Source organism: Rohdeia mirabilis, assembly GCA_007750655.1.
Classification (GTDB): domain Bacteria; phylum Planctomycetota; class UBA1135; order UBA1135.
Genome location: CP036290.1, coordinates 3,108,148 through 3,134,162, shown reverse-complemented (window position 1 = coordinate 3,134,162; position 26,015 = coordinate 3,108,148). Strand labels below are relative to the sequence as shown.

The 26,015-nt window shown below is 69.6% G+C and carries 21 protein-coding genes; 9 read left to right on the top strand and 12 right to left on the bottom strand.

Annotated elements, in window-relative coordinates; translation table 11 throughout:
• Positions 1–34: 34 nt before the first annotated feature.
• The 4 genes from Pla163_RS11680 to Pla163_RS11665 all read right to left on the bottom strand — a co-directional run bounded on the left by Pla163_RS11680 (position 35) and on the right by Pla163_RS11665 (position 4,667).
• Positions 35–1,711, bottom strand: coding sequence for a cyanophycinase (locus Pla163_RS11680; RefSeq protein ID WP_419185849.1), 1,677 nt, complete (start codon positions 1,709–1,711; stop codon positions 35–37).
• A 452-nt stretch (positions 1,712–2,163) separates the two neighbouring features.
• Positions 2,164–3,024 (bottom strand): FG-GAP-like repeat-containing protein, encoded by an 861-nt coding sequence (locus tag Pla163_RS11675; protein ID WP_145188299.1) that lies wholly within the window; start codon positions 3,022–3,024, stop codon positions 2,164–2,166.
• A 24-nt stretch (positions 3,025–3,048) separates the two neighbouring features.
• On the bottom strand, positions 3,049–3,381 hold the full coding sequence (locus tag Pla163_RS11670) for a hypothetical protein (RefSeq protein ID WP_145188297.1): 333 nt from the start codon (positions 3,379–3,381) through the stop codon (positions 3,049–3,051).
• 404 nt (positions 3,382–3,785) lie between these two features.
• Entirely contained in the window at positions 3,786–4,667 is an 882-nt protein-coding gene (locus tag Pla163_RS11665) for an SDR family oxidoreductase (protein WP_145188294.1), read from the bottom strand.
• A gap of 334 nt (positions 4,668–5,001) precedes the next feature.
• Here Pla163_RS11665 and Pla163_RS11660 point away from each other — a divergent pair, with 334 nt between their 5' ends.
• Entirely contained in the window at positions 5,002–5,787 is a 786-nt protein-coding gene (locus tag Pla163_RS11660; protein WP_145188292.1) for a VOC family protein, read from the top strand.
• Positions 5,788–6,025: 238 nt separating this feature from the next.
• A complete protein-coding gene (locus Pla163_RS11655; protein ID WP_419185848.1) occupies positions 6,026–6,358 on the top strand; it encodes a hypothetical protein in 333 nt (110 codons plus the stop codon).
• Between the two features lie 147 nt (positions 6,359–6,505).
• On the opposite strand, the gene Pla163_RS11650 is transcribed toward Pla163_RS11655, so the two are convergent.
• The 3 genes from Pla163_RS11650 to Pla163_RS11640 all read right to left on the bottom strand — a co-directional run bounded on the left by Pla163_RS11650 (position 6,506) and on the right by Pla163_RS11640 (position 9,762).
• The gene (locus Pla163_RS11650) at positions 6,506–7,366 is read right to left on the bottom strand and encodes an FG-GAP repeat domain-containing protein (protein WP_145188286.1); all 861 of its coding nucleotides are present in this window, start codon (positions 7,364–7,366) and stop codon (positions 6,506–6,508) included.
• 24 nt (positions 7,367–7,390) lie between these two features.
• Complete coding sequence (locus Pla163_RS11645; protein ID WP_145188283.1) at positions 7,391–7,717, bottom strand: FG-GAP repeat domain-containing protein; 327 nt, start codon at positions 7,715–7,717, stop codon at positions 7,391–7,393.
• A 227-nt stretch (positions 7,718–7,944) separates the two neighbouring features.
• Positions 7,945–9,762 (bottom strand): endonuclease, encoded by a 1,818-nt coding sequence (locus Pla163_RS11640; protein ID WP_419185847.1) that lies wholly within the window; start codon positions 9,760–9,762, stop codon positions 7,945–7,947.
• 340 nt (positions 9,763–10,102) lie between these two features.
• On the opposite strand from Pla163_RS11640, the gene Pla163_RS11635 reads away from it, so the two are divergent.
• From Pla163_RS11635 to Pla163_RS11620, 4 genes are all read left to right on the top strand, one after another.
• Complete coding sequence (locus tag Pla163_RS11635; protein ID WP_145188277.1) at positions 10,103–11,017, top strand: hypothetical protein; 915 nt, start codon at positions 10,103–10,105, stop codon at positions 11,015–11,017.
• Positions 11,014–11,691, top strand: a complete 678-nt coding sequence (locus tag Pla163_RS11630; RefSeq protein WP_419185846.1) for a hypothetical protein — start codon at positions 11,014–11,016, stop codon at positions 11,689–11,691. The genes Pla163_RS11635 and Pla163_RS11630 overlap by 4 nt, the downstream gene beginning before the upstream one ends.
• Before the next feature lie 310 nt (positions 11,692–12,001).
• Positions 12,002–12,265, top strand: a complete 264-nt coding sequence (locus tag Pla163_RS11625; RefSeq protein WP_145188274.1) for a hypothetical protein — start codon at positions 12,002–12,004, stop codon at positions 12,263–12,265.
• A 496-nt stretch (positions 12,266–12,761) separates the two neighbouring features.
• The gene (locus tag Pla163_RS11620; RefSeq protein ID WP_145192506.1) at positions 12,762–13,193 is read left to right on the top strand and encodes a hypothetical protein; all 432 of its coding nucleotides are present in this window, start codon (positions 12,762–12,764) and stop codon (positions 13,191–13,193) included.
• A 236-nt stretch (positions 13,194–13,429) separates the two neighbouring features.
• Here Pla163_RS11620 and Pla163_RS11615 read toward each other — a convergent pair whose 3' ends face one another.
• The 4 genes from Pla163_RS11615 to boxC all read right to left on the bottom strand — a co-directional run bounded on the left by Pla163_RS11615 (position 13,430) and on the right by boxC (position 21,884).
• A complete protein-coding gene (locus tag Pla163_RS11615) occupies positions 13,430–15,475 on the bottom strand; it encodes a TlpA family protein disulfide reductase (protein WP_419185845.1) in 2,046 nt (681 codons plus the stop codon).
• Positions 15,476–15,660: 185 nt separating this feature from the next.
• Complete coding sequence (locus tag Pla163_RS19025) at positions 15,661–18,288, bottom strand: hypothetical protein (protein ID WP_419185844.1); 2,628 nt, start codon at positions 18,286–18,288, stop codon at positions 15,661–15,663.
• Between the two features lie 378 nt (positions 18,289–18,666).
• Positions 18,667–20,073, bottom strand: a complete 1,407-nt coding sequence (gene boxB / locus Pla163_RS11605) for a benzoyl-CoA 2,3-epoxidase subunit BoxB (RefSeq protein ID WP_145188268.1) — start codon at positions 20,071–20,073, stop codon at positions 18,667–18,669.
• 146 nt (positions 20,074–20,219) lie between these two features.
• Positions 20,220–21,884 carry a 2,3-epoxybenzoyl-CoA dihydrolase gene (gene boxC / locus Pla163_RS11600; RefSeq protein ID WP_145188265.1) on the bottom strand — a complete coding sequence of 555 codons (1,665 nt, stop codon included), beginning with the start codon at positions 21,882–21,884 and terminating at the stop codon, positions 20,220–20,222.
• A 214-nt stretch (positions 21,885–22,098) separates the two neighbouring features.
• Between boxC and Pla163_RS11595 the strand changes: the two genes are divergently transcribed.
• Positions 22,099–22,899 (top strand): shikimate kinase, encoded by an 801-nt coding sequence (locus Pla163_RS11595; RefSeq protein ID WP_145188262.1) that lies wholly within the window; start codon positions 22,099–22,101, stop codon positions 22,897–22,899.
• 287 nt (positions 22,900–23,186) lie between these two features.
• Positions 23,187–23,525: a DUF3332 family protein gene (locus tag Pla163_RS11590; RefSeq protein ID WP_419185843.1), complete on the top strand. Its 339-nt coding sequence runs from the start codon at positions 23,187–23,189 to the stop codon at positions 23,523–23,525.
• A gap of 123 nt (positions 23,526–23,648) precedes the next feature.
• On the opposite strand, the gene Pla163_RS11585 is transcribed toward Pla163_RS11590, so the two are convergent.
• A complete protein-coding gene (locus Pla163_RS11585; RefSeq protein WP_145188255.1) occupies positions 23,649–24,620 on the bottom strand; it encodes a histone deacetylase family protein in 972 nt (323 codons plus the stop codon).
• Positions 24,621–24,902: 282 nt separating this feature from the next.
• Between Pla163_RS11585 and Pla163_RS11580 the strand changes: the two genes are divergently transcribed.
• Entirely contained in the window at positions 24,903–25,949 is a 1,047-nt protein-coding gene (locus tag Pla163_RS11580) for a hypothetical protein (protein ID WP_145188252.1), read from the top strand.
• Positions 25,950–26,015 lie beyond the last annotated feature (66 nt).

The following is a 26,015-nucleotide window of genomic DNA, read 5'->3' as shown; positions in this document are numbered from 1 at the left end:
CGGCTCGGTGGGCGCGACGCTCGCAGCACGGAGTTCAGCGCCCTTCCAGCACCGTGCCCTGCACCAAGTCGAAGCGAGCTCCGGATCGGAGCAGGAGCCCGCTCTCCGAAAGCTCGGCGCCCCGGCGCGCGTCGTAGACCACCACGCCGTCGCCCTCGCCGAGCACTTCGCCGACCGAGCCCTGGACCAGGAGCGCCGTGCCAGCGTCGACGCCGAGGCCGAGGAGTTGGGGGTGCTCGCTCACCTGCTGGCGCAGTTGGGCGTGGCGACCGCGTTCGACGAAGTGCGCGTCGAGGACGACGCCCTGCAGCAGTCCCATGCCTCGCGTGTAGCCCTCGAACGTCATCTCGGTGTTCGACCTGGGATCGCCGCGCAGCAGGAAATCGCCCACCACCTGACAACCGGCGGAGCTCCCGCCCACGACGCCGTCGCGCTCGAGCACGCGCGCGATCGCTTCCGCCGCACGCGTCTCGCCGAAGCGGTCCATGAATCGGAACGTGCGGCCACCGTCGATCCATATGGCGTCGGCTCCATCGAGCGCGGCCAGGAGCTGGATGTCGTGGTTCGCGCGCTCGCGCCGCGCGACGTGCGCGATGCGGATGTTCGTGCAGCCGCGTTCCTCGAGCTCACGGGCGCTGTACGAGTCGGGAGCGGCGTCGTCCTCCATCGCGTTCGCACTCGGGATGCACACGAACCGCGCGTCCGTTCCGCCCGCCAGTGCGATGTAGCGCTCCCAGGTCGCGTCGCTCACGCCTCCACCGCCCTGCACGATCAGCGCGCCCTTCTCGATCACGGGCGCGCCCGGTCGCTCTGGCGGATGGACGGGGCGTTCGGCGTCACGGGCCTGTCGGATCCACGACACGAGATCGAGGCGGTCGTCGAGCGGGTCGCCCAGGTCGCGCTCGTCGTCACCGGCGAAGACCTGCTCGTCGACGAGCGCGCCACTTTCGCGGTAGATCGCGAAACCGACCTGGTCGGGACCGAGGCAGGCCACGTAGCGCTCCGCGAAGAGGGCGACCGCCGCCCCGTCCGCGAGCGCCACGGCGATGCGCGCCGGATTCGCCTTCGCGTGCCGGTGGTGCGGTCCCGTGTCGCCGACGTCCTTCACGCCGAACACGAGCTCGATGCGCGGGGCGAGGCACAGCCGGTCGGTATCGACGCCGGGGACTCCGGTCAGAACGTGCGCCACGGCACCGCTCGCACCGATCGCTGCGTCGCGTTCGAGTGCGTTGACCAGGACCGCGCGCAGCAACGGTTCGCCGAGAAGCTTGTCGGGTACCGAGTCCAGCCAGATCCCGTCCGCCGCAAGGAGCGTCGTCAGCGTGTCCGAGTCGGTCAGATCGCTCGCGCGGTTCACCTGGAGCCAGGTCTGCTCGCGAGCCCCCGTCGCGACCCAGTCGACCGCGTCGCCATCGCTCTTGCCACTGGCCTTCGCGTTCGAGATCACGGCGATGTGCGCGGAGCCGCCGCCCGCGAGATCGACGAACGCCGTGCGCGCCGCGTCGGACAGCGCGCCCTGGCCTGCGAGCAGCATGCGGCCGCGGAACAGCTCGAGCTCGTCCGGCTCGGCGGCAGGGCCCGCGGTGGGTGCAGCGAGCGCAGGAGCGGCGGACCCGTGTCCGCGGTCTGGATCGAGGGCGCCGACCCATGCCGGGGTCGAGGCGGCGATGCTGGCGAGCGCGAGGGCGAAGCTGAGAGTGGGTCGATTCATGGGCGGTGTCGTGGCCCGATCGCGCGGCGGAGGTCCGGCCCGCGACCGTCGATGCGCGCGCGCCGAGGCTGGTCGAAGGGTCGATCGGGGCCGCTGTCGGATCGTCGTCGGGGCGGGTCGATTCGGGTCGTTGGGCGCGGTGGCGCGAGGGGCGCGTCTGGCACGGGACCTCGAGCTCCACGTCGAGGGGACGCGCGAGTCGGTCGTCCGTTCACGGCGAAGTCGCCGAAACGTGCCGCGTTCGCAGGGAATCTCGAACCGCGCCTCGGACAGTCCTGCACCTCGCGTCCGTGCGGTGCCGCACACCAGTTGGTCGGTCGGCCGGAGGGAGGTGCGAGCGCACTCCGCCCTTGCGACCATACGGAGTCTGACCCCAATTGGTCGACCGACGAATTGGGGTCAGACTCCGTATGGTCGGGGTCGCCGTCAGGGCGCCGTCCTTCGATTCCGGATCAAGGGCTCTCTTGGTACGCGACCCAGACGGAACCCGCTCCCTTCTGGACGATGCGGCTACGGGCAGCGTCGTGCGCGGTCAGCTCGGCGACGAGTTCGTCCGTGGGCTCTTCTGCGTAGCGAGCCTCGAGTTCGGCCATCCGCTGCTCCCAGGCCGCGAGCTTCGCCCGCGCTTCGGCCTCGGTGAGCCCTTCGCCCGGGCGACTGACCGTGTAGCAGTGGTCGCCCAGCACGAGGTCGAAGCGACCGTCGCCGTTCACGTCGTCGATCCACAGGCGGATCGATCCTTGGGGTTCCGTGATGTGGGCGTCGCCGAAGCGCAGTTCGGGTCCGAAGTACTCCTGGGAGCCCGCGTAGCGGAAAAGATCGCGACGATCGGCGAACACGGGTGCTCCGCCTCCGCCGACGTTGGTGAACAGGTGCACGCCGATGGTCGACCCACTGACCAGATCCAGATCACCGTCGTCGTCCCAGTCGACGAAGACCGGGTCGCTGTGGTGGACGACCGAGATCTCGACCCCGCTGCGATCCAGGAGCGGCGTACTCGTGGGCTGGAACCGTCCCTTCCCGAGTCCCTCGAAGAGGTGGAACGTGCCTTCCGCGTTCCCGGTCACGATGTCGAGGTCGCCGTCACCGTCCACGTCGAGCGCCGTCGGACGCGTGCAGGTCGTTCGATCGGGGCTCGAGCCCTCGCGTCCGTGGATGACCAGCGGCACTCCGTCGGTGCCCTGCAGCGACTCGGCCGGTGAGAAGCTGCCATCGGGTCGTCCGCGCAGGATCCAGAAGTGACCGGCGTCGGCTCCGCTGACCGAGAAGCTGCCCGAGAAGAGGTCGGTGATGCCGTCACCATCGATGTCCACGAACTGTGGAGTCGAGGAGGTGCATCACCACACGCCGGGGACCTCCGCGACCTCGCCACCGGCCTCCAACCACGATCCGGCGCCGAAACCGCCATCGGCGTTGCCGGGGTGGACGCGCAGTCGACCGCCCTCGAGCTGCCCGACCACCAGGTCGCGGTGTCCATCTCCGTTCACGTCGTGCAACGTCGGCGCGGCGTACCCCGGAGCAGCGGTCCGAATCGGCTTACCGTCGGCGAGCAGCCGAACCGGCGCAGCGAAGGAGCGTTGTTCGCCGCCGAGTGTGACCGGCGGAGGAGCGAGCGTCGGCAGGAGTGGGGCCTGCGACGCGACGAACAACGAGAGGACGAGGACGAACATGGGGACTCGGCGGGGAAGGGGTCGACAGGGGGGGCTAGCGAGGCGTCGTCGGGCGCGGATCGCTGGGGCGTCGGGGCGCATGTGGATCGGCCCGGTCCGTCACGCAAGTCGCTGAGCCGTTCGCCTCGACCGCGGTCCGTTCAACCGAGGTTCAGCACTTGACCCCGTCGCGCTTCCGCAAGCTCGCGAAGCGCCATCGCGATCGAGTCCGCACCTGCGTCGCTCGCTGTGATCCGTTCGCCGAAATGCACACGGAGTCTGCGTGTGCGTGTGGGGTCCGACACCAGCACGTCGATCGACCAACGGGTCGTGTGCAGTACGACGTGTCGGTCGATCGACGAGTAGGGGTCGGACTCGACTTGGTCGAGCGACGAATTGGGGTCAGACTCCGTATGGTCGCCCCCTCAGCGCGGCCCGTCCCACTCGGCGATGTGCATCGACTCGAGGGTCTGCTTGCGGATCGGCTCCACGGCGTCGTTGATCGCTTGCAAGCCGAAGTCGAGGCCCGCGATGGTGCGCAGCGGACGCTGGCCCTTCGGCGTCGCGATCAGCTTCTCGAACAGGTCGACGACCAGCTTCGGATCGGTGGGGGCATCGGCGTTCTCGAAGGCTTCGATCACGGTCGACTTGAAACCTTCGCCGAACTCCGCCACGTGCGGGTAGGCGGCCGCGCGCTCCGTGTCGTCGCCGGCGACCAGGTTGTCGAAGAAGTTGGTGGCGAACGGGCCCGGTTCGACCAGAACGACGTCGATGCCGAGCGGCGCGAGCTCGTAGCGCAACGCTTCGCTCAGGCCCTCGAGTCCCCATTTGCTCGCGTGGTAGACGCCGAAGCCGGGGAATGCACCTCGGCCGGCCGTCGAACTGATCTGGATGATCAGGCCGTCGCCGCGTTCGCGCATGGCGGGCAGAACGGCGCGCACGAGGCGCACGGGGCCGACGATGTTGACGTCGAGCTGGGCCGTGACCTGGGCGGCGGTGAACGACTCGACCGGGCCGCCGTAGCCGAGGCCGGCGTTGTTGATCAAGACGTCGACGGGCCCGATCGCGACGACCGCGGTCTCGACGCTCGCGTCCGAGGTCACGTCGAGTTCGTGCACGTGCAGGGCGAGCGAATCGGCCGCCGCGGTCTGGCGGAGTTCTCGGGCTCGCTCGGCGTTCTTGCCGTGCACGCCGCGCATGGTGGCGTGAACGGTGTGACCGCTGCGGGCGAGTTGGAGGGCCGCGTCGCGACCGAAACCGGCGCTGCAGCCGGTGATGAGGACCGACTGGGTGGTGGTGCTGGACATGGGCGGCATTCTAGGCGCGCTCGGGGGCGCCCGACGCCCGGCATGGGCCCGGGTGTCGCACACCGGTGGGAAGATTGTCGACCGGTGTGCGACACCGCTCGACGATTCCTCACAGGTCGGTACCGCACACCGAGCGTCGAGACCTCGCCCAGAGCATGGCACCGCCTCGGCGCGCGGCGAAACCGGCTGCGCGACCGTCGGTCGGGCTCCGTCGCGCGACCCGAAGTGGAACTCCCCGAGGCGCGCCGGCCTCGCTATCGTCCACCATCGCGCCGCACCGGCCGGCGCGCCCTCGCTCCGAAGTTCCCGAAGCTGCACCCAGCAGCCCATCGCCATGCCCACCCACGCTTCCTTCCAGCCCGGCGAGTTCTGCTGGGTCGATCTCGTCGCCCACGACATGCAGACCGCCATGGAATTCTACGGCGAGCTGTTCGGCTGGACCGCCGAGGTCCAGAACACCTACGGCGGGCCGCCCTACGCGATGTTCATGAAGGACGGTGCGGTCGTCGGCGGCATCGGTCAGATGAGCGACGAGATGATGGGCGCTGGCATCCCGCCGATGTGGAACAGCTACGTGGCGACCGACGACTGTGAGGCGACCGAGGCGCGTGCGCGCGAACTGGGCGCGCTGGTCACCGTGCCGACGATGGAGGTGCCCAGCATGGGCAAGCTCGCGTTCTTCGTGGACCAGGAAGGCGCTTCGATCGCGTGCTGGCAGAGCACGAACGACGACGGCGTTCCGTTCCTCAAGGGCGAGCACGGCAGCCTGTCGTGGAACGAACTGATGAACCGCGACACGGCGGGAGCGAAGGCGCTCTACGGCGGGCTGTTCGACTGGGACTTCGTCGCCATGCCGATGGGCGACACGCGCTACGAGATGATCAAGGCCGGCAGTGTCGACGCCGGCGGCATGATGGCCATGGACGGCGAGCGCTTCGACGGCGTGCCGGCGCACTGGCTGGTGTACTTCCAGGTGGACGACGGTGCGCAGGGAGTGGCGGCGGCCGAGGAGGCGGGAGCCACTGTGATGGTGCCGCTGACCGAGATTCCGGTCGGACGTTTCAGCGTGCTGTCCGACCCCCAGGGGGCCGTGTTCTGCCTGATCGAGTTGGCGGGCTGATCGGTACGGCGTCAGGCACGAAAGTGCCACCTGCCGCCGTTGTCGCTGCGGATCGCAGCGCCTCGACGCGGCAGGTGGCACTTTCGTGCCTGACGCCGTACCGATCAGCCTCCCCGGGGCGCGAGCCGGGTGCGGGAACCCTCCCCCAGGTGGCTGGGCGCGCTCTCGACACCCGGGAACGGCACGGATCTCGCTTGGCGTCACGTGGACCCGGGCCCGCGATCGATCATCGAGCGTTGTGATGCTCCTGCGACCGATCGGCCTCCTCCGAACGGCTCTGCTGGGCTCCGGCTTTCAGGGCCGTGACGCGTCGGTGGGGGCCTTGAACGACGCGCTCGCGGGGAGCGGGCTGTCCGAGGGAGCGTTCTCCGGCGCGTCGCTGTTCTGGGGCCTGCTGCTCGGATCGGTGGGCATGGGGCTGTTCATCTACGGCAAGAAGAACCGGCGGCCCTATCCGCTGGTCGGCGGGATCGTCCTGTCGGTGCTGCCCTATGCGGTGACCGACAGCTGGGTCCTCGGATTCAGCGCAACAGGGATCTGCACGCTGCTGTGGATGCTGCGCGGCCGGTGAGTGGATTGTCGGTACGGCGTCAGGCACGAAAGTGCCACCTGCCGCGCCGAGACGCTGCGATTCGCAGCGTCTCGGCGGCAGGTGGCAGTTTCGTGCCTGACGCCGTACCGATCATCGAGAGCGGTACCCGTCAGGCTCGCTCGTGGCTCAGGAGCCCGAGCGTTCCTGCTGGTACGCGACCCAGACGAAGCCGACCCCGCCCTCGGTGACGATCGTCGCGCGCTCGGCGTAGAGCGCGTTGAAGGCTTCGTCCATGGCGTCGTCCCACTCGGCGTCGCCGTGCTCGTCGAGCAGCGTGTCCATCTTCTTCTGCCACGCGGCGAGTCGCGTGCGCGCCTCGTCCTCCGTCAGCCCGTCGGCGACGTTGGTGACGTAGGCGCTGTCGCCCATCACCAGGTCGAAGCGACCGTCGCCGTTCATGTCCTCGATCCACAGGCGGATCGAGCCCTGGGGCTTGGTGATGTGCGCCTCGCCGAACGTCACGTCCTCGTACGCGCCCGCGGTGCTGGTGTAGTAGAAGAGGTCGCGCGCCGGGGCGTATCCGCTCTCACCGTTGTTGGTGAAGATGTGGATGCCGTGGCCCGAGCCACTGACGAGGTCGCGATCGCCGTCGCCGTCCCAGTCCACGAACACCGGGTCGCTGTGGTGTCCGACGGTGAGCTCTTCGCCGTTCGCATCCACGAGCGGGGTACTTCGCGGTGCAAACGTGCCGTTGCCGAGGCCTTCGAACAGGTGGAAGGTGCCCTCGAAGTTGCCCGACACGATGTCCAGGTCGCCGTCGCCGTCGTAGTCGAGCGCGGTCGGACGGGTACAGATGGTGCGCACCACGTCGGCCCCTTCGGGCATGTGGATGATGAGCGGCTTGCCGTCCGTGCCCTTCAGGGACTCGGCCGCGGCAAAGGTGCCGTCCGCCTTGCCCTTCAGGACCCAGAACAGCCCGGCCATCGGCTTGTGGTCGGAGTAGCAGCCGGAAAGGATGTCGATGTGGCCGTCAGCGTCGATGTCCACGAACTGTGGAGTGGAGGAGGTGCATCACCACACGCCCGGCACGACGGCGATCTCGCCGCCGGCCTTCAGCCAGTAGCCTTCACCCCAGCTACCGTCGGCGCTGCCCGGGTAGACCTTCAACTTGCCGTCGTTGAACTGGCCGACGACCATGTCCACGTGGCCGTCGCCGTCGACGTCGTGGAGGGCCGGGGCGGCGTAGCCAGGATTCTCGGTGCGGATGACTTCTCCGGCCGCTTCGATACGGACCGGAACGGTGAACGAGAGGCGGGTCGTGGCCGCGTCGGCGTCCAGCGCCGCGGGCGGGCCGAGCGGCGCCGAGGACGCCGCGACCGCGAGGAAGAGAGAGAACATGGAGTGCCTCCTGGGCTGGTGGGGGGCCGCTTCCTGCGGCCCGAGCGTTGCACGTCCGTGCGGGACGCGCCAAGTCGAGCGTACTTCCCGGGAGTCGGGCCCGGTGAGTGGATTGTCGGTACGGCGTCAGGCACGCAAGTGCCACCTGCCGCGCCGAGACGCTGCGAATCGCAGCGTCGTCGGCGGCAGGTGGCACTTGCGTGCCTGACGCCGTACCGACAATCCACTCAAGGCACGTTGACCGACCCGGGCGTCGGCGTGGACGACAGGGCGAAGTCCGCCGCGTTGTCGTCCGTGTCCACGCCGCCGGCCGCGCGCCCGATCGACCCCGGCACGCTGTTGCCGTCCGTCGGCGCGCCGCCCGAGCCCTCGGTGATGCCCGCCATCGTCCCCTCGTAGGTGACGCTGTCGAGCACGGTCGTGCCGTCCTTCAGCACGATGCCGTCCGGCGCGCCGTTCTGGACCTGGTTGTCGGCGCCCGCGAACGTCACCGTCTGGACGCCCATGGGCACGGTCGCGAGCAGGGTCGACGACCCCACGACCAGGTACGCGCCAGGTGCGATGGACGCGCCAGCAGTGGACAGGGCGTAGCTGTCGTACACGGCGCCGCCAGAACCGTTGTGGAGCTCGAGCACCACGTTCGACAGGTCCACGGCCGACCCACCGGCGTTGTAGATCTCGATGAACTCGTTCGTGTCGTTGCCGGGTTGGTCGTAGTCGACCTCGTTGATGACGAGTGACCCCGGACCGCCGCCCAGCTCGAGATCGATGCCGATCGGATTGCTGACGTCGAGCGCCAGCGTCGTGCCCGGGATGTCGAACACGATGTAGGCGTGGTCGAGGTGCGTGCCCGCGAAGTTGACGTAGGCGCCGGCGGGGAAGGGCAGCTTGGCGGTCGCGTGCCCGTTGCCGTCCAGGAAGCCGAGCGAGTTCTGGATCAACGCGTTCGGGCTCTGGAGGGTCAGCTGCAGGTAGGCGTCGTAGTTGAGCGGCAGCTGGATGCCCGCCGCGACGCCCGGGGACGTGCCGCTGCCCGACCCGAGCAGGTAGTACAGCTTCCCCGCGTACGCCGGCCCCGCGTCGAGGACGAAGTTGGCGGCGCCGCCGTTGGTGAGGTCGATCGTGCTGGGCGAGACGGACAGGGTCGGGCTCAGCGTCTGACCGAGGTACAGCACGCCGACCCACTCGGGATGATCGACGAACGGATTGCGGTTGCCCTGATGACCGAACACCGCGTCGTTGCGGTCCATCTCGAACTGGTCGACGGGATCGGCGAGGTGCCACTGGAGCAGCACCGACAACAGGCCCATGTAGGCGACCGACTGGTTCGAACCGGACAGCGACGACGTGATGAGTCCCTGGTCGTCGGTCAGGATCAGGTCCGGCTCGTTCGCGCCGGTGCCTCCGTGCGTCCCGCCTTCGTAGCGCACGTCGAGATAGAGCATCGCGCGCGCCACGTCACCGCGGCGGCCGCTCCAGACCTCGAAGGTCGCCGTGCTTCCGGAACCGTCCGACCAGTTCGAGTTGCCCGGGTACGCGCCCGTTCCACCGCCGAGTCCGCCGTTGACGTCGGTGGGGTGCTCGCTGCAGTTGGCGTCGCAGTCGCGGAACGGCGCGTTGTCGCGGATGCCGTTGTAGGAGATGTCGCACAGCCGCAGCGCGTGGCAGTCCGTGAACGGGTAGTTCGAACCCGAGTCGATCGGGAACCCGTAGCTGTTCGGCCAGATGTGCTCGCGGTTGTAGTCGGGGCCACCGCCGCCCTGCTTGGCGTAGCTCGCGTTCTTGTAGACGTCGAGGATGCGACCGCTGTTGTTCGGATCCGTCTGCGCGTCCTCGAGCACGTCCCACGTGTCCGTTCCGCCCGAGGTGTAGGGCACGCGCGTGTGGTCGTCGATCACGTCGTGCAGGGTCGCGCGCAGAGCGGCGGCGGAACCTGTGTCGACCGTGTCGTAGTAGCCGGCCGGCGCCTGGGCGAGCGCTGACGGAGCGAAGAACAGGGCGGCCAGGATCGGGCCGGCGGAGAGTCGGAGGACGAGGGGGCGCATCCCGAAAGGGTAGCAGCCGGCGGAAGGGGGCGAATGCCTCGCGGGGCGGGGGGGGCCGGCGGATCGCGATCGCGGCGCGCCGGCCCGTCGCTCGGGGGGCACGGCGCGGATCCGCGACGAGGAGCCCGCGACGGCCGAGCGCGGCTGGTGCGATCGGACTCGGCCACGGGCGCGCGGGGAGACGTGGGCCCGCGGTCCGATGCGAGCCCGTGGGACCGCCCGACACCGGGACCGCGCCGGCGCGTCCGACGTGGGCGGGGGGGCGCGATCGGTCCGGCGGCGTAGGCTCGGGGCCCTCTCTTCGTTCGCCATCTTCGAGCTCCTCGCCCAGCCACTGCCCTTGAAGCGCTTCTTCTCGACCATCGACGACCTCCTGCGCGGGAACCTCACGCGTCGCGAGGACCTGGCCGCCGGCCGCATCGACATCCCCGTACGGACGTTGGTGGTCGCGGGCGTTCTGCTCGGCGCGACGTACGGCGTGACGATGGGCCTCTTCGCGGGACTGCGATCGGAGAACCCCAGTTTCGCACAGCTGCTCGTCACCACGGCGAAGGTGCCGCTCCTGTTCCTCCTGACGCTCGTCGTGACCTATCCGTCCCTGTACGTGGTCTCGGCGATGTTCGATTCGAAGCTCGAGCACGCCCAGACGCTGCGGCTCCTGTTGGCGGCGATGACGGCGAACCTGGCGCTGCTCGCGAGCCTCGGTCCGGTGATGGCGTTCTTCACGTTCTGCACCGACAGCTACGCCTTCATGGTCGTGCTCAACGTGCTGTTCTTCGCGCTCGCGGGCCTCGTCGGACTGGGGTTCCTGCGACGCGCGCTCGAGTCGGTCTTCGAAGCGCCCGCGTCCCAGCGTCCACCGGCGGCGGCGTCGAGCGCGGCGGGCGGCGAGCAGGCGGGCGATGGTGTCGACGATCGGACCGCTGATCGGTCCGGTGACCAGCGCCCGTCCGCCGACGAGTTCGGATGGACCGCGGGTTCGTCGGCCGAGTCCGGAGCGAACGTTCCGAGCCAGCACGAGATCCGACGCGGCCTGCCCCGAAGCCCGGCGCCACAGGTCGACCCGCGAGCGCGCGCCGGCCAGCGCGTCTTCACCCTGTGGATCGTGATCTACGCGGTGGTCGGTGCACAGATGGGCTGGATCCTGCGGCCGTTCATCGGCGCGCCCGACCTGCCGTTCGAGCTGTTCCGCAGCGAGCGCGACTCGAACTTCTTCGCCGCCGTCATGAAGGCGCTCGGCACGCTGTTCCAGTGACCGCTGCGCCTTTGACCGTGCTCGCGCAGAGTGCGGAGGCGGCCGACGACCTGTTGCGTGCGCGTGGACGGTTCGCGATCGGGCGCGGCCGTGTGCCGATCGGGCGACTTGCGCTGTTGTTGGCCGTGTGCGGCTTCTCCTACGGCTGCGCGATGGGGGCCTTCGCCGGGCGGCCGCTGCAGTGCCTGTTCTCGGGGTTGAAGGTCCCGCTCCTGCTGGCGTTCTCGACCGCGGTCTGCCTGCCGAACTTCTTCGTGCTCAACACGTTGCTCGGCCTGCGCGACGACTTCGTTGCGACGCTGCGCGGCGTTCTCTCGGCCCAGGCGACCGTGGCAGTGGTGCTGCTCGCGCTGTTGCCCGTGGTGTTGTTCGTGTACGCGAGCACCGACAGCTATCGCGCAGCGGTCCTCGCGAACGGCGTGCTGTTCGCACTCGCGACCCTCGGCGGCCAGCGCACGTTGGACCGCCACTACCGACCGCTGGTCGCGTCGAATCCGCGCCACCGGATCGGGCGCCGTGCGTGGATCGGGCTGTACGTCTTCGTCGCGATCCAACTCGGCTGGGTGTTGCGTCCGTTCATCGGTGCGCCGGGTATGAAGGTGAGTTTCCTGCGCGACGAAGCCTGGAGCAACGCCTACGTCGTCGTGGCGCGCGACCTGTTGGGCATGTGGTGAGGCATTGGATTGTCGGTACGGCGTCAGGCACGCAGGTGCCACCTGCCGCCGACGTCGTTGCGATTCGCAGCGACTCTGGCGGCAGGTGGCACCTGCGTGCCTGACGCCGTACCGACAATCCAATGCCGTCGAGGGGGCCCCACGCAGGGACAGCACCCGGTGGGGTGGTTCGTGCTCCAGCGCTCGGATCTGGTCAGCGGAAGCACCGAATCTCCGTCCGGGCGCGCATCCGTTCGGCCAGCGCGCTCCCTCGGGACGCTCGGCACGCGCCGCCGGTCGTCGAAGGCCGAACGCCATCGCGATCCACGCCATGAACGAACCCAAGCACAACGATGCGGAGCCCCAAGAGGTCCGCACCATCTCGACCCTGCTCTTCTCCTTCATCTTCGTGCTCGCGGGCGGCGCACTCCTGATCTGGGCCGGCTCCGCACTCGTGACCGAACCGCCGACCGGTGTCGATCCGCGCGACCCGATCCTGCCCGGGATCCTGGGCGCGATCAGCCTGGGCGTGGGCGTCACCTGGATGCTCGCCGGCTTCAAGAAGCGCGAGAGCGCGGACTACGAGGCGCTCTGAGCGGATGATCGGTACGGCGTCAGGCACGAAAGTGCCACCTGCCGCGCCGAGACGCTGCGAATCGCAGCGTCGTCGGCGGCAGGTGGCACTTTCGTGCCTGACGCCGTACCGATCATCCGGCGACCGAACTCGGCGGATCCCGAGTCGAGTGTTGCGCCACCCACGTCGTTCCGCGAGCATCCGACGTTCGGGCGACCAGGACGATCCTGTCCGGTGTCGCCCCAGGCCTCGGCAAGAGCCAAGCATGTACGACTCCACTCGGCACCGAGCGATCAAGGCGCTCGAGCGCACCGCGCAACTGGTCGAAGGCTCGAGCAACGAGACTCCGCGCCCGCTCGCCCGCACCGCCGACGAGTTGCGCAGGCTCGCGGACCAGGCACACGCTGGAGCGGTCGATCGACGCCTGGTGACCGACCTCTTCGCACCGCGCGGAGCCGTCCAGGAGATCGCGAGCGACAACGGTTGGCACGACGACTACCTCGAGCTCGGGCGCGCGATCGACAACTGGCTCCGCGACTCCGAGACCGAACTCGGCACGACCGACGGGGACCAGCTCAAACTGCTCTCGATCCTCCACTACGTCGTCGGCGGGCTCACGGGTCTGGCCGCGCTGTTCCCGGTGTTCCACCTGGTGCTGGGGATCATGATGCTCACGGGCGAGCTCGACGGGACGGACGATGCGCCCGCCGCCGTCGCCTGGTTCTTCATCGTCTTCCCCCTCGTCATGATCCTGTTCGGACTGACGCTGGCGGGCTTCACCATCTACGCGGGCAAACTGCTGGGGCGGCGTCGGCGTCACGCGCTGTGTTTCGGCGTGGCGTGCGCGCAGCTCGTCTTCTTCCCGTTCGGTACTGCATTGGGCGTGTTCACGCTGATCGTGCTCATGCGTCCGGCGGTGCGGGCAGCCTTCGACGCGGGCGATCGCTAGGCGCGAGCGATGACCGCCACCGGACGCGAGGGCCTCGCGCGGGGGCGATGGCACCACTTGGGGAAGCGCGCGATTCGGCGCTGTTGGGCTGATGCGCGAGGAGTTCGTGCGCGGTTGATGGATTGTCGGTACGGCGTCAGGCACGCAGCTGCCGCCTGCCGCCGACGTCGTTGCGATTCGCAGTGACTCGGCGCGGCAGGCGGCAGCTGCGTGCCTGACGCCGTACCGACAATCCATCAACGGACCGCCAGCTCGGCCGCGTAGAGCCGCGCCAGTTCGCGGTCGAAGGGCGACGGGCTCGCCTGCCAGGACGCGAGCAGGTCCGGCCCGAGCCCCCAGGCCGCCAGCGCGCGCGCGGCCTCGCGACGCACGAGGTGGCTGGGGTCGGTGGCGGCCGTGCGGAGCGCAGCGTCGAGCGCTGCCAGGCCATCGGGGGCCAGCTCGACTCGATCGTGGGCCCGCCGATCTCCCAGCGCAGCCGACGCAGCGGCGGCGTTCGCACGCACCCAGGTGTCGCGGTCGCTCAGCAGGGCCACGAGCTGGGGTTGGAGCGCGCGCAGGCCGAAGTGCCCCGCAGCCCAGGCGCCCTCGGCACGCAGGGTCGCGTCGTCGAGCTCGAGCGCCGGCTCGCACTGTTCGGCGATCAGCTCCGTGGGACCGCCGGCCGAACCCTCCTGGGTCCAACGGACCCTCAGATCCCCTCCTTCGACGAGCCGTCCCGCCGAGTAGACCGACCGTGCAGCGAGGTGCTGTCCGAACATCTCGGCCTGCACACGGTACTCGACGGTTCGTCCAGCGACCCGCAGCAGTGAGACGGCGTCGACGGCCGGGGGGGCCGGGCTCGGACTCGAGCGGCTCACCAGCACACCGCCCGATCGCCCGAACGATCGGCCGCGGGCCGTTCCTCGAAGCGAGCTGCGCACTCCGTGCATCCGCCAGGCCGTGTCCGCGAGCATGTCGTCGAGCCGAGGACCTCTCGAAGTGTCGGGCGCCACGATCGACGCCACCTCCCGCTCCACCGCCTCCCGCAACTTCAGATGTGCCGCACCCGTGGCCGGCCCGCTGAAGCCGGAGTAGATCGCCGTGATCGTGCCGTTCGCGTCCACGAAGAACGTCGTGGGGTAGGACAGGATCTCGTCCGTCAGTCCCAACGCTCGCGCCGTGTCGGCCTTGTTCGCGGTGCCGCCGACGAGCAGCCGGTAGCCCAGGTCGTGGCGTTCACGAAAGCGCTCCACCTGCCGCGCGTCCCGTTCCCACTCGCCCGTCAGTTCGAACGCGACGCCGACCACGTCGAGCACGTCGCCGTGACGATCGTCCAGCTCCTCGAGCAGCCGCGCCGCGTCGTGGCAGTTCGGACACCAGCTGCCGAAGACCTCGATCACGGCCGGGCGCCCCGGCGTCCACAGGGGGTGCCACGCGCCGCTCGCATCCGGCAGCGCGAGGAACTCGAGGTGCGCCGTCGGCCGCAGTCCGAGGCGCCCGAACGGATCGGGCAGCTCGACGGCGTCGTCGCGCACCGCCGTCCAGCCCTCGCTCCACCAATCGCCGGAACGGAAGACGCCGTCGACCAGACGGTCGCCGGCCACCGGATCGATCTCGACCCGTGCCTCGAACAGGAACGCGTGCGCGCCGTCGAAGCACGACAACCGCAAGCCCCGGCTCGACAGGTCGCCCGCCAAGAAGCGGTAGTCGCCCGTGTCGGTGAGGATGGTGCCGAACACCTCGGTTCCCGCGCCCGCCTCCAGCAGAGCCACCGCGGGCAGGTCGCCGCCGGACTCGAACCCGACGCGCCAACGACCGGCCACCGCCTGGGGCGCGATCGATAGGCCGTTGGCGGACGCAAAGCGCCCGACCGGATCGGCAACTGCGCGCACCGGCACCACGGCCGGCTCGCCCGCGCCGCGCACTTTGGTCCACGTCCCGCGCCACTCGACGTGTTCGCCCTCTCCAAGTTCGCGCCGCAGCTCGATCGTCGAGTCGTAGTGGGGGAAGTCGAGGTTCCAGCGCTCCCAGCCGCGTGGGCTGTTCGGCACGGCGATCCGTTCGCTGCCGTTGACGACGAAGGCGCAGGCCGAAGGCGCGTCGTACTCGACCAGGAACGGCAGCACGTCGCGCGGACCGTCCGCCGCGTCGCCGCGCGGACCCAGGTCGAGTTCGAAGCGCCAGGACTCGAGTTCCGTCGCGGGTTCCTCGGCCGGCACGTCGCCGCTCTCTTCCTGCCCGACCGGCGCGGACGAGTCCGTGTGCGGGCAGGCGACGGCGAGCGTGAGCAGGGCGTTCATGAGCATCCGAGCAGGCTAACCCTTCCGCACCCTGCCCGCGCTCTACCAGCCATCCCGGAGACTCTCGATCCCGAACGAACGATGCGCGAGGCCCGCCCTTTCGAGCGAACCCCGCGCACCTGTCGAGCACGGTCGCCGTGCTGGGGTGCGCGTGAGTACCGTCGCACACCCCGTTCGTCAGTGGGCTACAGCGCGCCCGCCCAGCGTTGGGCGGCCGAGAGCGCTGCGGCCTCGTTCTCCGGGTTCTGGAGGTACTGGCCCTGCATCTCCACGAGCGGGTCGGTGCCACCGAACATGGCGGCCGCCCGGTACAGGAAGTAGTCGTCGCCCGTGTGCCAGTAGGCGTAGCCGAGCGTCGACGGCGTCTGGTAGCGACTGAACGCGCCCGAGAAGCCGTCGCTGGGCAACTGGCTCGCGCCACACCACACCGGCGCGTTGTCGTCGATCGGACCCATCGCGTACATCTGGTGCGGAGCCTCCGCCGTGTAGTCCCAGGCCTGGTCGGACACGAACCCCTGGTAGAAGTTCGTCAACACGTCGGACAGGATCGCCGTGTGCGTGTTGTCCGCTCCGCGCATGACCGTCTCGAGGATGCCGACGAGGCCGTTGTTGGCGATCGAGGTCTCGTAGGCCTGAGCGCCGCGGTAGTTGCCGTTCAGCACCTTGTTGTTGACCTTGGCGTAGAGCAGTCCCGAACAGCTGACCTGTCCGGCGGCCGCCGTCTGGACGAACTTCTCGAACCACGGCTTGGCGGCGGTGCGCCAGGCCGGCGACTGAACCGCGTAGGTCGCGCACATCGTGTCGGCGTACCAACCCTCGTGGCGCTGGAACGCGTAGCCGTTGTGCGGGTGCGCCGCTACGTACTCCATGTCCTCGCGCATCGACGAGCTCGACAGGGCGCCGTTGGTGTTGATCGGGTACGTGTGGTGCGTCATGCGCGCCAGCTCGCCCTGCATGATCAGGTCGTCCTTGGCCATCGAGTCGTTCCCGAGCCACACCAGCACCTTCGACGAACGCGTGGCTCGGATCAGGTGCGTGCCCAGGATGAAGCCGTAACCGAGGAGCGTGTCCTCGTAGTCGGGCTTCTTGTTCTGGGACACCGCCGCGTCGCGCTGGAAGCTGGGCGAGGCGTTGTTGAACCCGAACGGGTCGCCGTTCGTCGGCCCGATGAACAGGCTGACGGGCATGTACGGTTCGGGACTCGCCGGCACGATCACGTCGTCGATGCGCACGGGCGTGCCGTCGCGCTTGTACATCGCGACGGGGTGCCGATCGTGGAGCATCCGGTGGTGCAGCTGGAAGTAGCGATAGCCTTCCATCGAAGCAGATTCCGCGGTCCTGATGCCGTCGAAGATGTGGATCTCGACGCCACCGGTCATGCCGCCGTACGACACGCCGAAGGGGTGCGCCCAGCCCATGCGACCGTCCTTCACGGGCCAGTCGCCCTTGCCGGTGCCCGAGTCGAAGTAGTACTTCACCTCGTCGAACTGGTCGATCAGGCGGCCGCGGATCGTCGAGAGCCCGTTGTGCTCGAGCGACGGCAGCGGGAAGTTCTGCGGGAAGTAGCGCGCGGTGGACTCGTTCCACCACGAGTAGTACTCGTTGCTCGTTCCGCCGTCGGTGCCGCGGCGGCAGAACGCGCGGCCCTCCTCCTCGAGGATGGTCTGCGCGCGGTCCGTCACCGTGTTCGGGCACAGGGCCAAGCGCCGCACCATCTGCCCCTGGCTCGGGAAGACGTGCAGCTTGCCGCCGGGGAGTTCACCGACGATCTGGTGCTTCACGTAGCCGCCACCGCTGGTGACGTTGCCCATGCCCAGGTCGGCGAAGTCCTGCACGACGCTCCAACCCGGAGGCACCTGCACGGCGATCTCGTCGAAGTAGAACTTGCCCAGCGGGTCGTCGAGCGGATCGCCCGAGTCGTCGCCGATGATGCCGTTGTTGAAACGCAGGTCGAGCAGCACGACGGGCTCGCCCTGGAGCGTGCTCACGTACGAGTGGATGCCCCACATGTGCGGGAGCGTGCCGGTGCTGCCGCCCGTGGGCGCGATCGGCTCCATGACGCCGAACGTGCGCAGCTGGGTCAGCATCGGACCGTACTTGAGCAGTTGTCGGTCGTTGCTCGGCTCGAGCGGGAACTGGGCGTACGTGTTCCCGAAGATGTCGCGCGACGTGATCATGATCGACGTCGGGTCGTTGACGAGATCCTCGACCACCGTCGGCAGGCCCGTGGTCTCGGCCAACAGCACGTCGTTCGCCGTGTTGTTCGGGCGCGCCAGCGACGTGCCGTTCGAGACCTGCACCACGTCGTAGGTGACGCGGTCGCCGGCCACGGCTCCGGCGGGGCGCTTGACCTTCGCGATCAGTTCGACGACGTCGTACCCCTGGCTCGCGGAGGGATAGCGCGTGACCTTCTCGAGCTGCGTCCAGGCCACGTTGCCGTCCGAGTCGAGCACCGCGTAGGGCGACTTCGTGTTCGCGTCGGTCAACGCTCCGGCCGGCAGCGGGAGCGTGCCTCGCAACAGGAAGTACTCCGCGTCGGTCGCGACGGTCTCGAAGCGCGCGACGGGCGTGCCGGCCGCCGGAGGCGAGTAGTCGCCGGGATCGAAGCCCGGACCGACGGGGCCATCCCCGCCGAAGATGATCACGGTGCCGCCACCTCCGCCACCGCCGCCGCCACCTCCACCGCACGCGGTGGCGAGGGCGCAGAGGCACGAGATCGCGGCCGAGCGTAGGAGTCCTTTCGAGCGCTTGTTCGAGTCGCTCGACGGACCGTCCCCTTCGATGCGTTCGGTGAACGCACCTCGACTCCGCACGCTGCGGAGTCCTTCCTGTTGTTCCATGTTCCCCTTGCCCCGTGTGGGTCCGCGACGCGGACCGTTGTGGCTCGGCGCACCGAGCCGGTCTTCCCGGGGGACCGTTTCGGGTCGTCGGAGGGCGGGAATGGACCCCTTGTGGCGTCCGTTGGGGCGATCGACGCAAGTGGCGTCGAGGCGCAGGGAAAGGGGAGCGGGGCGCGGAGGGCGCTCGCGCGCTCGCGGACGGATTCGGGGCGGAACGGGCGGTCCACGACGCGAGCGACCCGCCCGAACGCGTTCTCACGCGGTCGAGCGGGTCGCTCGGAAAGGGGCGGCGGGGCCCCGGATCGCTGCGTCAGCACCCGACAGGCGTCGGGCACCGAAGCGGCGCGCAGGCTACAGCTTCACGTACTCGTAGTCCTCGCTCTGGCCGTTGATGCCCTTGGCCGGCGGCGCGATCCAGTTGGCGATCTTGCCCGGCTCGAGGCACGGCTTCATGAGGCTCTTGACGTAGTCGGAGTCCTCGCGCGTCGGCAGCCACTCGCTGCTCTTCGCGTTCCAGGTGGCGTCGTCGACGAGGTTGCCCTCGGGATCGAAGTGGAAGCCGGCGTAGACGCCCACGTTGCGGTTGAACGCGCGGTGGGGGAGGCTGACGCGCCAGTCGAGGTCGAACTTCTCGATCACGCGGTTCCAGTAGTCGATGCCCTTCTGGTTGTCGGCGATGTAGGCGTCGCGCAGCACCTCGTTCATCGCGTTGCGCATCGGGACCTCCTGGTTCGACATGCGGCCGCCCTCGACGATCGGTAGGACGTAGTGGCCCTCGGTGGCGAGGTGGTCGGTCTGCTTGGACTCGAAGGCGCGGCCCTTGAGACCGGCGCGGAAGAAGTTCGAGGCGTTGCTCGAGATCTCCGAGCCGAACAGGTCGGTCGAGCTCGACGCCCAGAAGTTGATGTACTTCTGGATGATGTCGGGCGGCACGACGCCTTCCGCGCGCGGGTCCTTGCCTTCCTTCAGGACCTCGCAGGTGCGCTGGATGACGCGGCCGACGCCGGTCTGGCCCACGAACATGTGGTGGGCCTCCTCGGTCAACATGAACTTGCAGGTGCGCGCCAGCGGATCGAAGCCCGACTCGGCCAGGCTGAGCAGCTGGAACTTGCCGTCGCGGTCCGTGAACATCGTGAAGCACAGGAACGACAGCCAGTGCTCACAGGGTTCGTTGAAGGTCTGCAGGATGCGCGGGTGGTCCGGGTTGCCGGAGGAGCGCTCGAGCAGTTCGTCGGCCTCCTCGCGACCGTCCTTCCCGAAGTAGCGGTGCAGGATGTAGACCATCGCCCACAGGTGACGGCCCTCCTCGACGTTCACCTGGAACAGGTTGCGCATGTCGTACAGGGACGGCGCGGTGTGTCCGAGCAGGCGCTGTTGCTCGACCGAGGCGGGCTCGGTGTCGGCCTGGGTCACGACCAGGCGACGCAGCCAGTTGCGGTACTCGCCGGGGACCTGCTGCCACGGCTCCTCGCCGAAGTGGTCGCCGAAGCCGATCGTGTCGCCCGCGCCCTTGTCCGTCAGGAAGATGCCCCAGCGGTAGTCGGGCATCTTGACGTAGTCGTAGTGCGCCCAGCCGTCCGGCTCGACGCTGACCGCCGTGCGCAGGTAGACGTCGTTCTCGTTGAAGTCGGTCGGGCCGGACTCCTTCCACCACTCGAGGTAGGCGGGTTGCCAGGCCTCGAGGGCGCGCTGCAGGCGCTTGTCGGACTTGAGGTCGACGTTGTTCGGGATGCGTTGGCTGTAGTCGATGCTGCCCATGGCGGTTCTCGTGCGACTCCTTCGAGCCGGCCGTTCAAGAGGTGGGTGGGTCGCTGTCTCGGGTGCAGTGACGCGGCTCGTCGAGCTGCGACGTGGTCCCTGGGACGAACGTGGTCGTGGAGTGAGCGGTGGGGCGGCCGGACGGATCAGGTGCGGTCGTAGTTGAACTCGGGTGCCTGGGGCGTGCCGTAGCACTTCAGGGCGCCGCGTTCGCCGACCGCGTTGGGCCGTTGGAAGATCCAGTTCTGCCAGGCGGTGAGACGTCCGAAGATCTTGGTCTCGAGCGTCTCGGGGCCGGGGAAGCGCAGGTTCTGTTCCATGCCGGTCAGACCGTCGGGCGAGTAGGCCTGGCGTTCTTCGATGGCCAGGCGCACTTCGTCGTCCCAGTCGATCTCGTCCGGCGCGCTGGTGGCGAGGCCGAGCTCGTCCGCTTCCTCCGCGTCGACGAGGCCGCCGGCGCCGTTGGTGCGCGCGGCGAGCACCGCATCGACCTGGCTCGGGTCGGCGAGGAAGCGCGTGGCGAGGCGCGTCAGACCGTTCGACATCGGGTACGCACCGGCGCTCGCGTCGCCCACACCCAGGTGCACGGGTGCCTCGGAGTCGTTCAGTACGTACTGACGGTCGCAGGCCAGGGCGAGTTCGAGGAACGGTCCGGCGAAGGCGGTGCCCTCGTCGGCCAGCGCGTAGAAGCTCTTCGCCGTGTTCTCGATCTTCTTGAGCGCGCGCTTCAGGTAGTGCCCGACCTCGTTCGTGAACCAGTGGTGCGGGTCGCTCGCCTCGGTGCGCAGCACGTCGTCGCACGTTGCGGCGACCTTCGCGTCGCCGACCACGCGCACCAGGACGAGCCCCACGGCGGGCAGGTTGAGGCGCAGGTGGTTGAGCGCGTTGTCGAGCTCGCGGCACAGGGCCAGGAGCCAGAAGTCGGCGCCCGCTGCGTGGGCCGCGGCTGCGTCCTGGGTGCCCGCTTCGGCCGGCAGCGTGATCGTCAGGTGGGCGACGCGCCCCGAGTCCTCGATGCGCAGCTCACTGTGGCGGTAGCTGCGCGACGCGCCATCGTCCGTGTACTCGAGCGGGGTCAGCGCGATGCCCTGCGTGCCCGAGCGATCCTCGAGTCCGTCCGCCAGCGCGCGCGCTTCACCGGCGACCGCGTCGTCCCACTTCGACAGGGGCGCGATCGCGTCGACCAGGTTCCACTGCACGGCGCGCTTGCCCTTGATGCCCTCGGCCAGCGTCGAGAACAGGTCGCACAGGTCGGGACGGATGAGGCGCTTGTCGACGATGCGCGTCAGACCGCCCGTGCCCGGCAGCACGCCGAGCAGGGGCAGCTCCGGGAAGCTGACCGCGCTGTTGCGGTCGTCCACGAGCAGGATGCGGTCGCAGGCCAGCGCCAGTTCGTAGCCGCCGCCCGACGCCGTGCCGTTCAGCGCGGCGAGGAAGCGCACGTTCGACGAGGCCGACGCGTCCTCGATGCCGACGCGCGTCTCGTTCGTGTACTTGCAGAAGTTGACCTTGAAGGCGTGGCTGCTCGTCGAGAGCATGTTGATGTTCGCGCCCGCGCAGAACACGCGGTCGAGTCCACCGGTCACGACGCACGCGCGCACGGCCGGATGCTCGAAGCGCAGTCGATCGATCGCGTCGGCGAGTTCGATGTCGACGCCCAGGTCGTAGCTGTTCAGCTTCAGCTCGTAGTCGTCGCCGCGCAGGCCGCCGAAGGGTTCGACGGACATGGTCAAGGTCGCGATGTCGCCGTCGACGTCGAGCTTCCAGTGGCGGTAGCGATCCGGCGCGGTGCGGAAGTCGACGGGGGCCATGCGGGAGGGACCAGTGGTGGATCCGGCGGCGGGGGCGGCAGTCGTCATGGAAGAGCGGTGGGGAAGGACGGTCGGCCCGTGGGGCGCGGGGCATGGGCCCGGGAGCGCGCGCGGTGCCGACGGTGGAGCTTCGTAGGATCGCCTGCGGGGGACGCAGGTCGCCCGCGCATTATGCTGCGCTTGTGGCGCCAGGCTTGGGCACTATAGTTCCAAGATGCCGAAGCCCTCTCCTGCGGGACGCCATCCCAAGGCCCGCCGGCCCGCCCTCCTGCGCGAGCTGGGGCGGCGGCTGGTGGCGGCGCGCGAGGCCGCCGGGCTCTCGCTGAGCGAGCTGGCCCAGCGCGCGGACGTGTCGCGCCGCTATCTGACCGACGCCGAGGCCGGCCGGGCGAACCCGACGGTGCTCGTGCTCGTGCGGCTCGCCCGCGAACTCGGGACCACCGCGGCGGCGCTGATCGACGTGCCCACCCACGCGCGCGCCGAGGAACGGATCGCACTCGTCGGTCTGCGCGGCGCCGGCAAGACGACGGTGGGGCGGCGGCTGGCGCTGGCGCTCGAGGTGCCCTTCGTCGAGCTCGACGCCGAGGTGGAACGCCAGGCGGGGATGGCGCTCGGCAAGGTCTTCGAGCTGCACGGTGCGGCGGGATTCCACCGTTTCGAGGCCGCTGCGCTCGAGCGCGTGCTCGCGCGGGGCGAGCGTGTCGTGGTGGCCACGGGCGGTTCGATCGCCGAGGTGCCGCAGACGTTCGAGCGTCTGCTCGCCACCTGCCGGACCGTGTGGTTGACCGCGCGCCCCGAGGAGCACTTCGCGCGCGTCGCCGGCCAGGGCGATCTGCGACCGATGGAAGGTCGACCGCGCGCGCTCGACGAGTTGGTGGACCTGCTCGACCGACGCCGCGCGCTCTACGGCCGCTGTGAACAGACGGTCAGCACGACCGATCGCAGTCCCGACGACGTGTCGTCGGAGATCCTGGCGAACCTGTCGCGCGCGGGGCTCGGTCCCGATCCGGACTGATGTAGGCGGGGACCGCGGTCCGAGCGGGGTGGCGCGGCGCCCACACGGAGCGCTCGCGGCGACCGTCGATCTTCGATCCGCGACCCGCGAACGGGCGCGGTTGGGGCCCACGGAACGGGAAAATGGCCTCCCTCGGAGGCCTCGGACCCGGGTACGCACCAAGGAAGTGGCTGAACGGCGCCCCGGACCGCGCTAGCATCTGCCCCCAATCGCACTGCGGTCCCCCGGACGGCAGCGCTTCGAACGCGGACGATTCCGTCCGCGCAACCTGCCACGAGGAGGCACCCATGCAACTCACCAAGACGATCGGCCTCGCCGCTGCCGCGGCGGCCACGCTGGCCCTGACCGGCTGCAACTCCGGTCCCAAGCAGCTCACCCGCACCTGGGACACCTGGGTCAACGAGAAGTACTCGGACAACGCCTACATCCACGGCCTCGTCCTTCAGGACCTTCTCCCCGTCTACCCGATCGTCGGCTTCTTCGCCGCCATCGGAGACATCATCGTCCTCAACCCCTACTACTTCTGGACCGAGGACGTCTGGGACGGAAAGGGCACCGCGTACACCTACGACAACGCCGAGGGAGCGACCCGTTCGGTCGGCACCCTCATCGAGTCGGGCGAGTGAGCCCTGCGGTGGAACGAGCGACGCGAGTCGTTCTTCCACCGACTCGATTCTGCGCAACGGCGCGCGACCGGTTCGATCCGGTCGCGCGCCGTTGCCCTGTCTGGTGAGCGTTCGTCGAGTGCGTCACCGCTCCGCCAAGAGCGCCTCCACGTGCGCCGCGGCGCTCTCGCCCAGGGCCGTCAGTTCGTAACCACCCTCGAGCACGCTGACCGCGCGGCCGCCGGTCGAAGGGCGCGCGGCGTCGAGGGCGAGGCGCGTGATCTCGCCGAACGTGGCGCTCTCGAGCTCGCAGCTCGCCAACGGATCGGCGCGGTGGCCGTCGAAGCCGGCGCTGAACACCAGCACGTCGGGCGCGAAGCTCGCGAGGGCCGGCAGCACCTGTTCGTCGAGCGCGCGCAGCCACAGGTCCGGCCCGGACCCCGCCGGGAGCGGCACGTTGAGCGTCGCGCCCGCCCCCGCACCGACGCCGCGTTCGTGGGCGGCACCGGTCCCCGGGAAGCAGTGGGACTGGTGCAGGCTGGCGTAGAACACGTCGGCGCGCTCCTCGAACAGGTGCTGGGTGCCGTTGCCGTGGTGCACGTCGAAGTCGAGCACGAACACGCGACTCGCTCGGCCCGTGGCGACGAGGTCCTCGACGCAGACCGCGACCTGGTCGAACAGGCAGAAGCCCATCGGGCGGTCGCGCTCGGCGTGGTGACCCGGTGGACGGCAGGCGGCGAACGCGCTCGCGTACTCACCGTCCGTGACCGCCCGCGCGGCCCGGACCGCGGCGCCCACGGCACGCAGCGCGATGTCGAACGATTCCGGCGCGCAGTAGGTGTCGCTGTCGAACCAGCCACCGCCGCTCGCACAGCGCCGTTCGATCGCCTCCACGTGGCGCGGTGAATGGACGCGGGTCACGAGGTCGCGTTCGGCGAGAGGGGCCGCTTCGAACACGAGTCGGTCGGCGAAGGCCGCGCCGCGCAGGACGTCCTCGACGGCGCGCGTCCGCTCGGGGCGTTCGGCGTGGGGGATGGGGCGGCGGCCGTCGCTGGCGCGGTGGGGACCGTCGCCGCCGTCGAGGACCACGAGGCCGTGCGAGGACGGGGTCTGCATGGGCAGGACGGTAGCGCGCCGACCCGCGAACCCGGTGCGCGAGCGACGTAAGTGCCGCGCGCTGCGGGATCCCCTGGCACCCCGCGCAGCTTTTCCGTGCACGGCTCCAGTCCGGGATACCTTTCGTTGAAGCCCGAACGCGGACGCCCTTGGGGGGGTGACCGACGGACTTCGCAGCGCGCCGCGCCGGACCGGAGTCCGGAGCACGACACGAGGGGACGTGTCGAGTCGCGCCAACGACCATCCGGGTGCTTCCGACCCGGTCAGAGGGGGCGAATCTCGGTGCGAAGCACGACCATCCTGTCGGCCATCCTGATCTCGGCGGCCAGCGCGGCCACGCTGCAGGCCCAGTCCACGGTCCGCCCGGTGCCGCGCATCCCGCTGCCGCTGGACTGGCGTGCCGCCGACTCCGCCGAGACGCCCGTCTTCACGGCCGTCGACAGCGCCGCTTCCAACGGGTCGACCCAGGTCCGCGCCGCTCGTTTCGAGCGCGGCCCGGTGCTCGCCGAACCCACGCTCGAGCGCCGCGTCGAGGTCGAGGCCTTCGGATCGCTCTTGCCCGGTGCGATGGTCGAGACCGGCGGTGGCGATGTCAGCACCGCACGCTTCGGATGGCGCGCCCGCCTGCTGCAACAGACCGACGGCGGTGGCACGCTCGGCATCGAGTTCGAGAACGAAGCCGCCTTCTACGACTTCGGCCTCTCCTCGCCGATCGTCGGCACGGACACCGACCCGTTCAACGACGTCTACCGCACGCGTCTCGCCAGCACCTACTACGGCCGCGTCGCCAGCGACCTGTCCTACTTCCACGGCTTCGAGATCACGATCGCCGGCGAGCCCGAGACCGGCCTCGCCGACAGCACGATCCTCGGTGGCACGAGCGGCCTCGCCTTCCACGCCTCGGAGAACGTCCAGATCACCGGTGGACTGATGGCCTTCACCCGCCTCGAGGACGACGCGGTGCTCCTGCCCTTCATCGGCCTCGACTGGCAGGTCAACGAATCGCTGCGCATCACCGCCGAGGGCAACCGCGTCGCCCTCGACGCCCAACTGAACGACGCGGTCGACCTCGAGGTCTACGCCGTCTACGACCAGCGTCAGTTCCGACTCGAGGACGGCGGCGGACTCACCGCGCCGGCCTTCCGCGACGAGCAGATCGACCTCGGCGCGACGCTCGGCCTCGCGGTCGGCGAAGACACGCGCATCGAGTTCGGTGTCGGCTTCACGGCCTGGCGCGAGCTGACCACGCTGGCGGACGGCGCGACGGTCCTCGAAGTCGAACTCGACCCGCAGCCCTTCGCCTCGATCGGTCTGACGGTCGGCTTCTGAGCCGCACGCTCGACGCAGCACACGAAACACTCTCCGTCCCGAGAGCTCGACGAGACCCGAGGCCCC

Coding starts and splice junctions, on each gene's coding strand:
- Pla163_RS11680 (WP_419185849.1), bottom strand. CDS start 1,711: ATGAATCGACCCACTCTCAGCTTCGCCCTCGCGCTCGCCAGCATCGCC.
- Pla163_RS11670 (WP_145188297.1), bottom strand. CDS start 3,381: ATGTTCGTCCTCGTCCTCTCGTTGTTCGTCGCGTCGCAGGCCCCACTC.
- Pla163_RS11665 (WP_145188294.1), bottom strand. CDS start 4,667: ATGTCCAGCACCACCACCCAGTCGGTCCTCATCACCGGCTGCAGCGCC.
- Pla163_RS11660 (WP_145188292.1), top strand. CDS start 5,002: ATGCCCACCCACGCTTCCTTCCAGCCCGGCGAGTTCTGCTGGGTCGAT.
- Pla163_RS11645 (WP_145188283.1), bottom strand. CDS start 7,717: ATGTTCTCTCTCTTCCTCGCGGTCGCGGCGTCCTCGGCGCCGCTCGGC.
- Pla163_RS11640 (WP_419185847.1), bottom strand. CDS start 9,762: ATGCGCCCCCTCGTCCTCCGACTCTCCGCCGGCCCGATCCTGGCCGCC.
- Pla163_RS11625 (WP_145188274.1), top strand. CDS start 12,002: ATGAACGAACCCAAGCACAACGATGCGGAGCCCCAAGAGGTCCGCACC.
- Pla163_RS11615 (WP_419185845.1), bottom strand. CDS start 15,475: ATGAACGCCCTGCTCACGCTCGCCGTCGCCTGCCCGCACACGGACTCG.
- boxB (WP_145188268.1), bottom strand. CDS start 20,073: ATGGGCAGCATCGACTACAGCCAACGCATCCCGAACAACGTCGACCTC.
- boxC (WP_145188265.1), bottom strand. CDS start 21,884: ATGGCCCCCGTCGACTTCCGCACCGCGCCGGATCGCTACCGCCACTGG.
- Pla163_RS11595 (WP_145188262.1), top strand. CDS start 22,099: ATGCCGAAGCCCTCTCCTGCGGGACGCCATCCCAAGGCCCGCCGGCCC.
- Pla163_RS11590 (WP_419185843.1), top strand. CDS start 23,187: ATGCAACTCACCAAGACGATCGGCCTCGCCGCTGCCGCGGCGGCCACG.
- Pla163_RS11585 (WP_145188255.1), bottom strand. CDS start 24,620: ATGCAGACCCCGTCCTCGCACGGCCTCGTGGTCCTCGACGGCGGCGAC.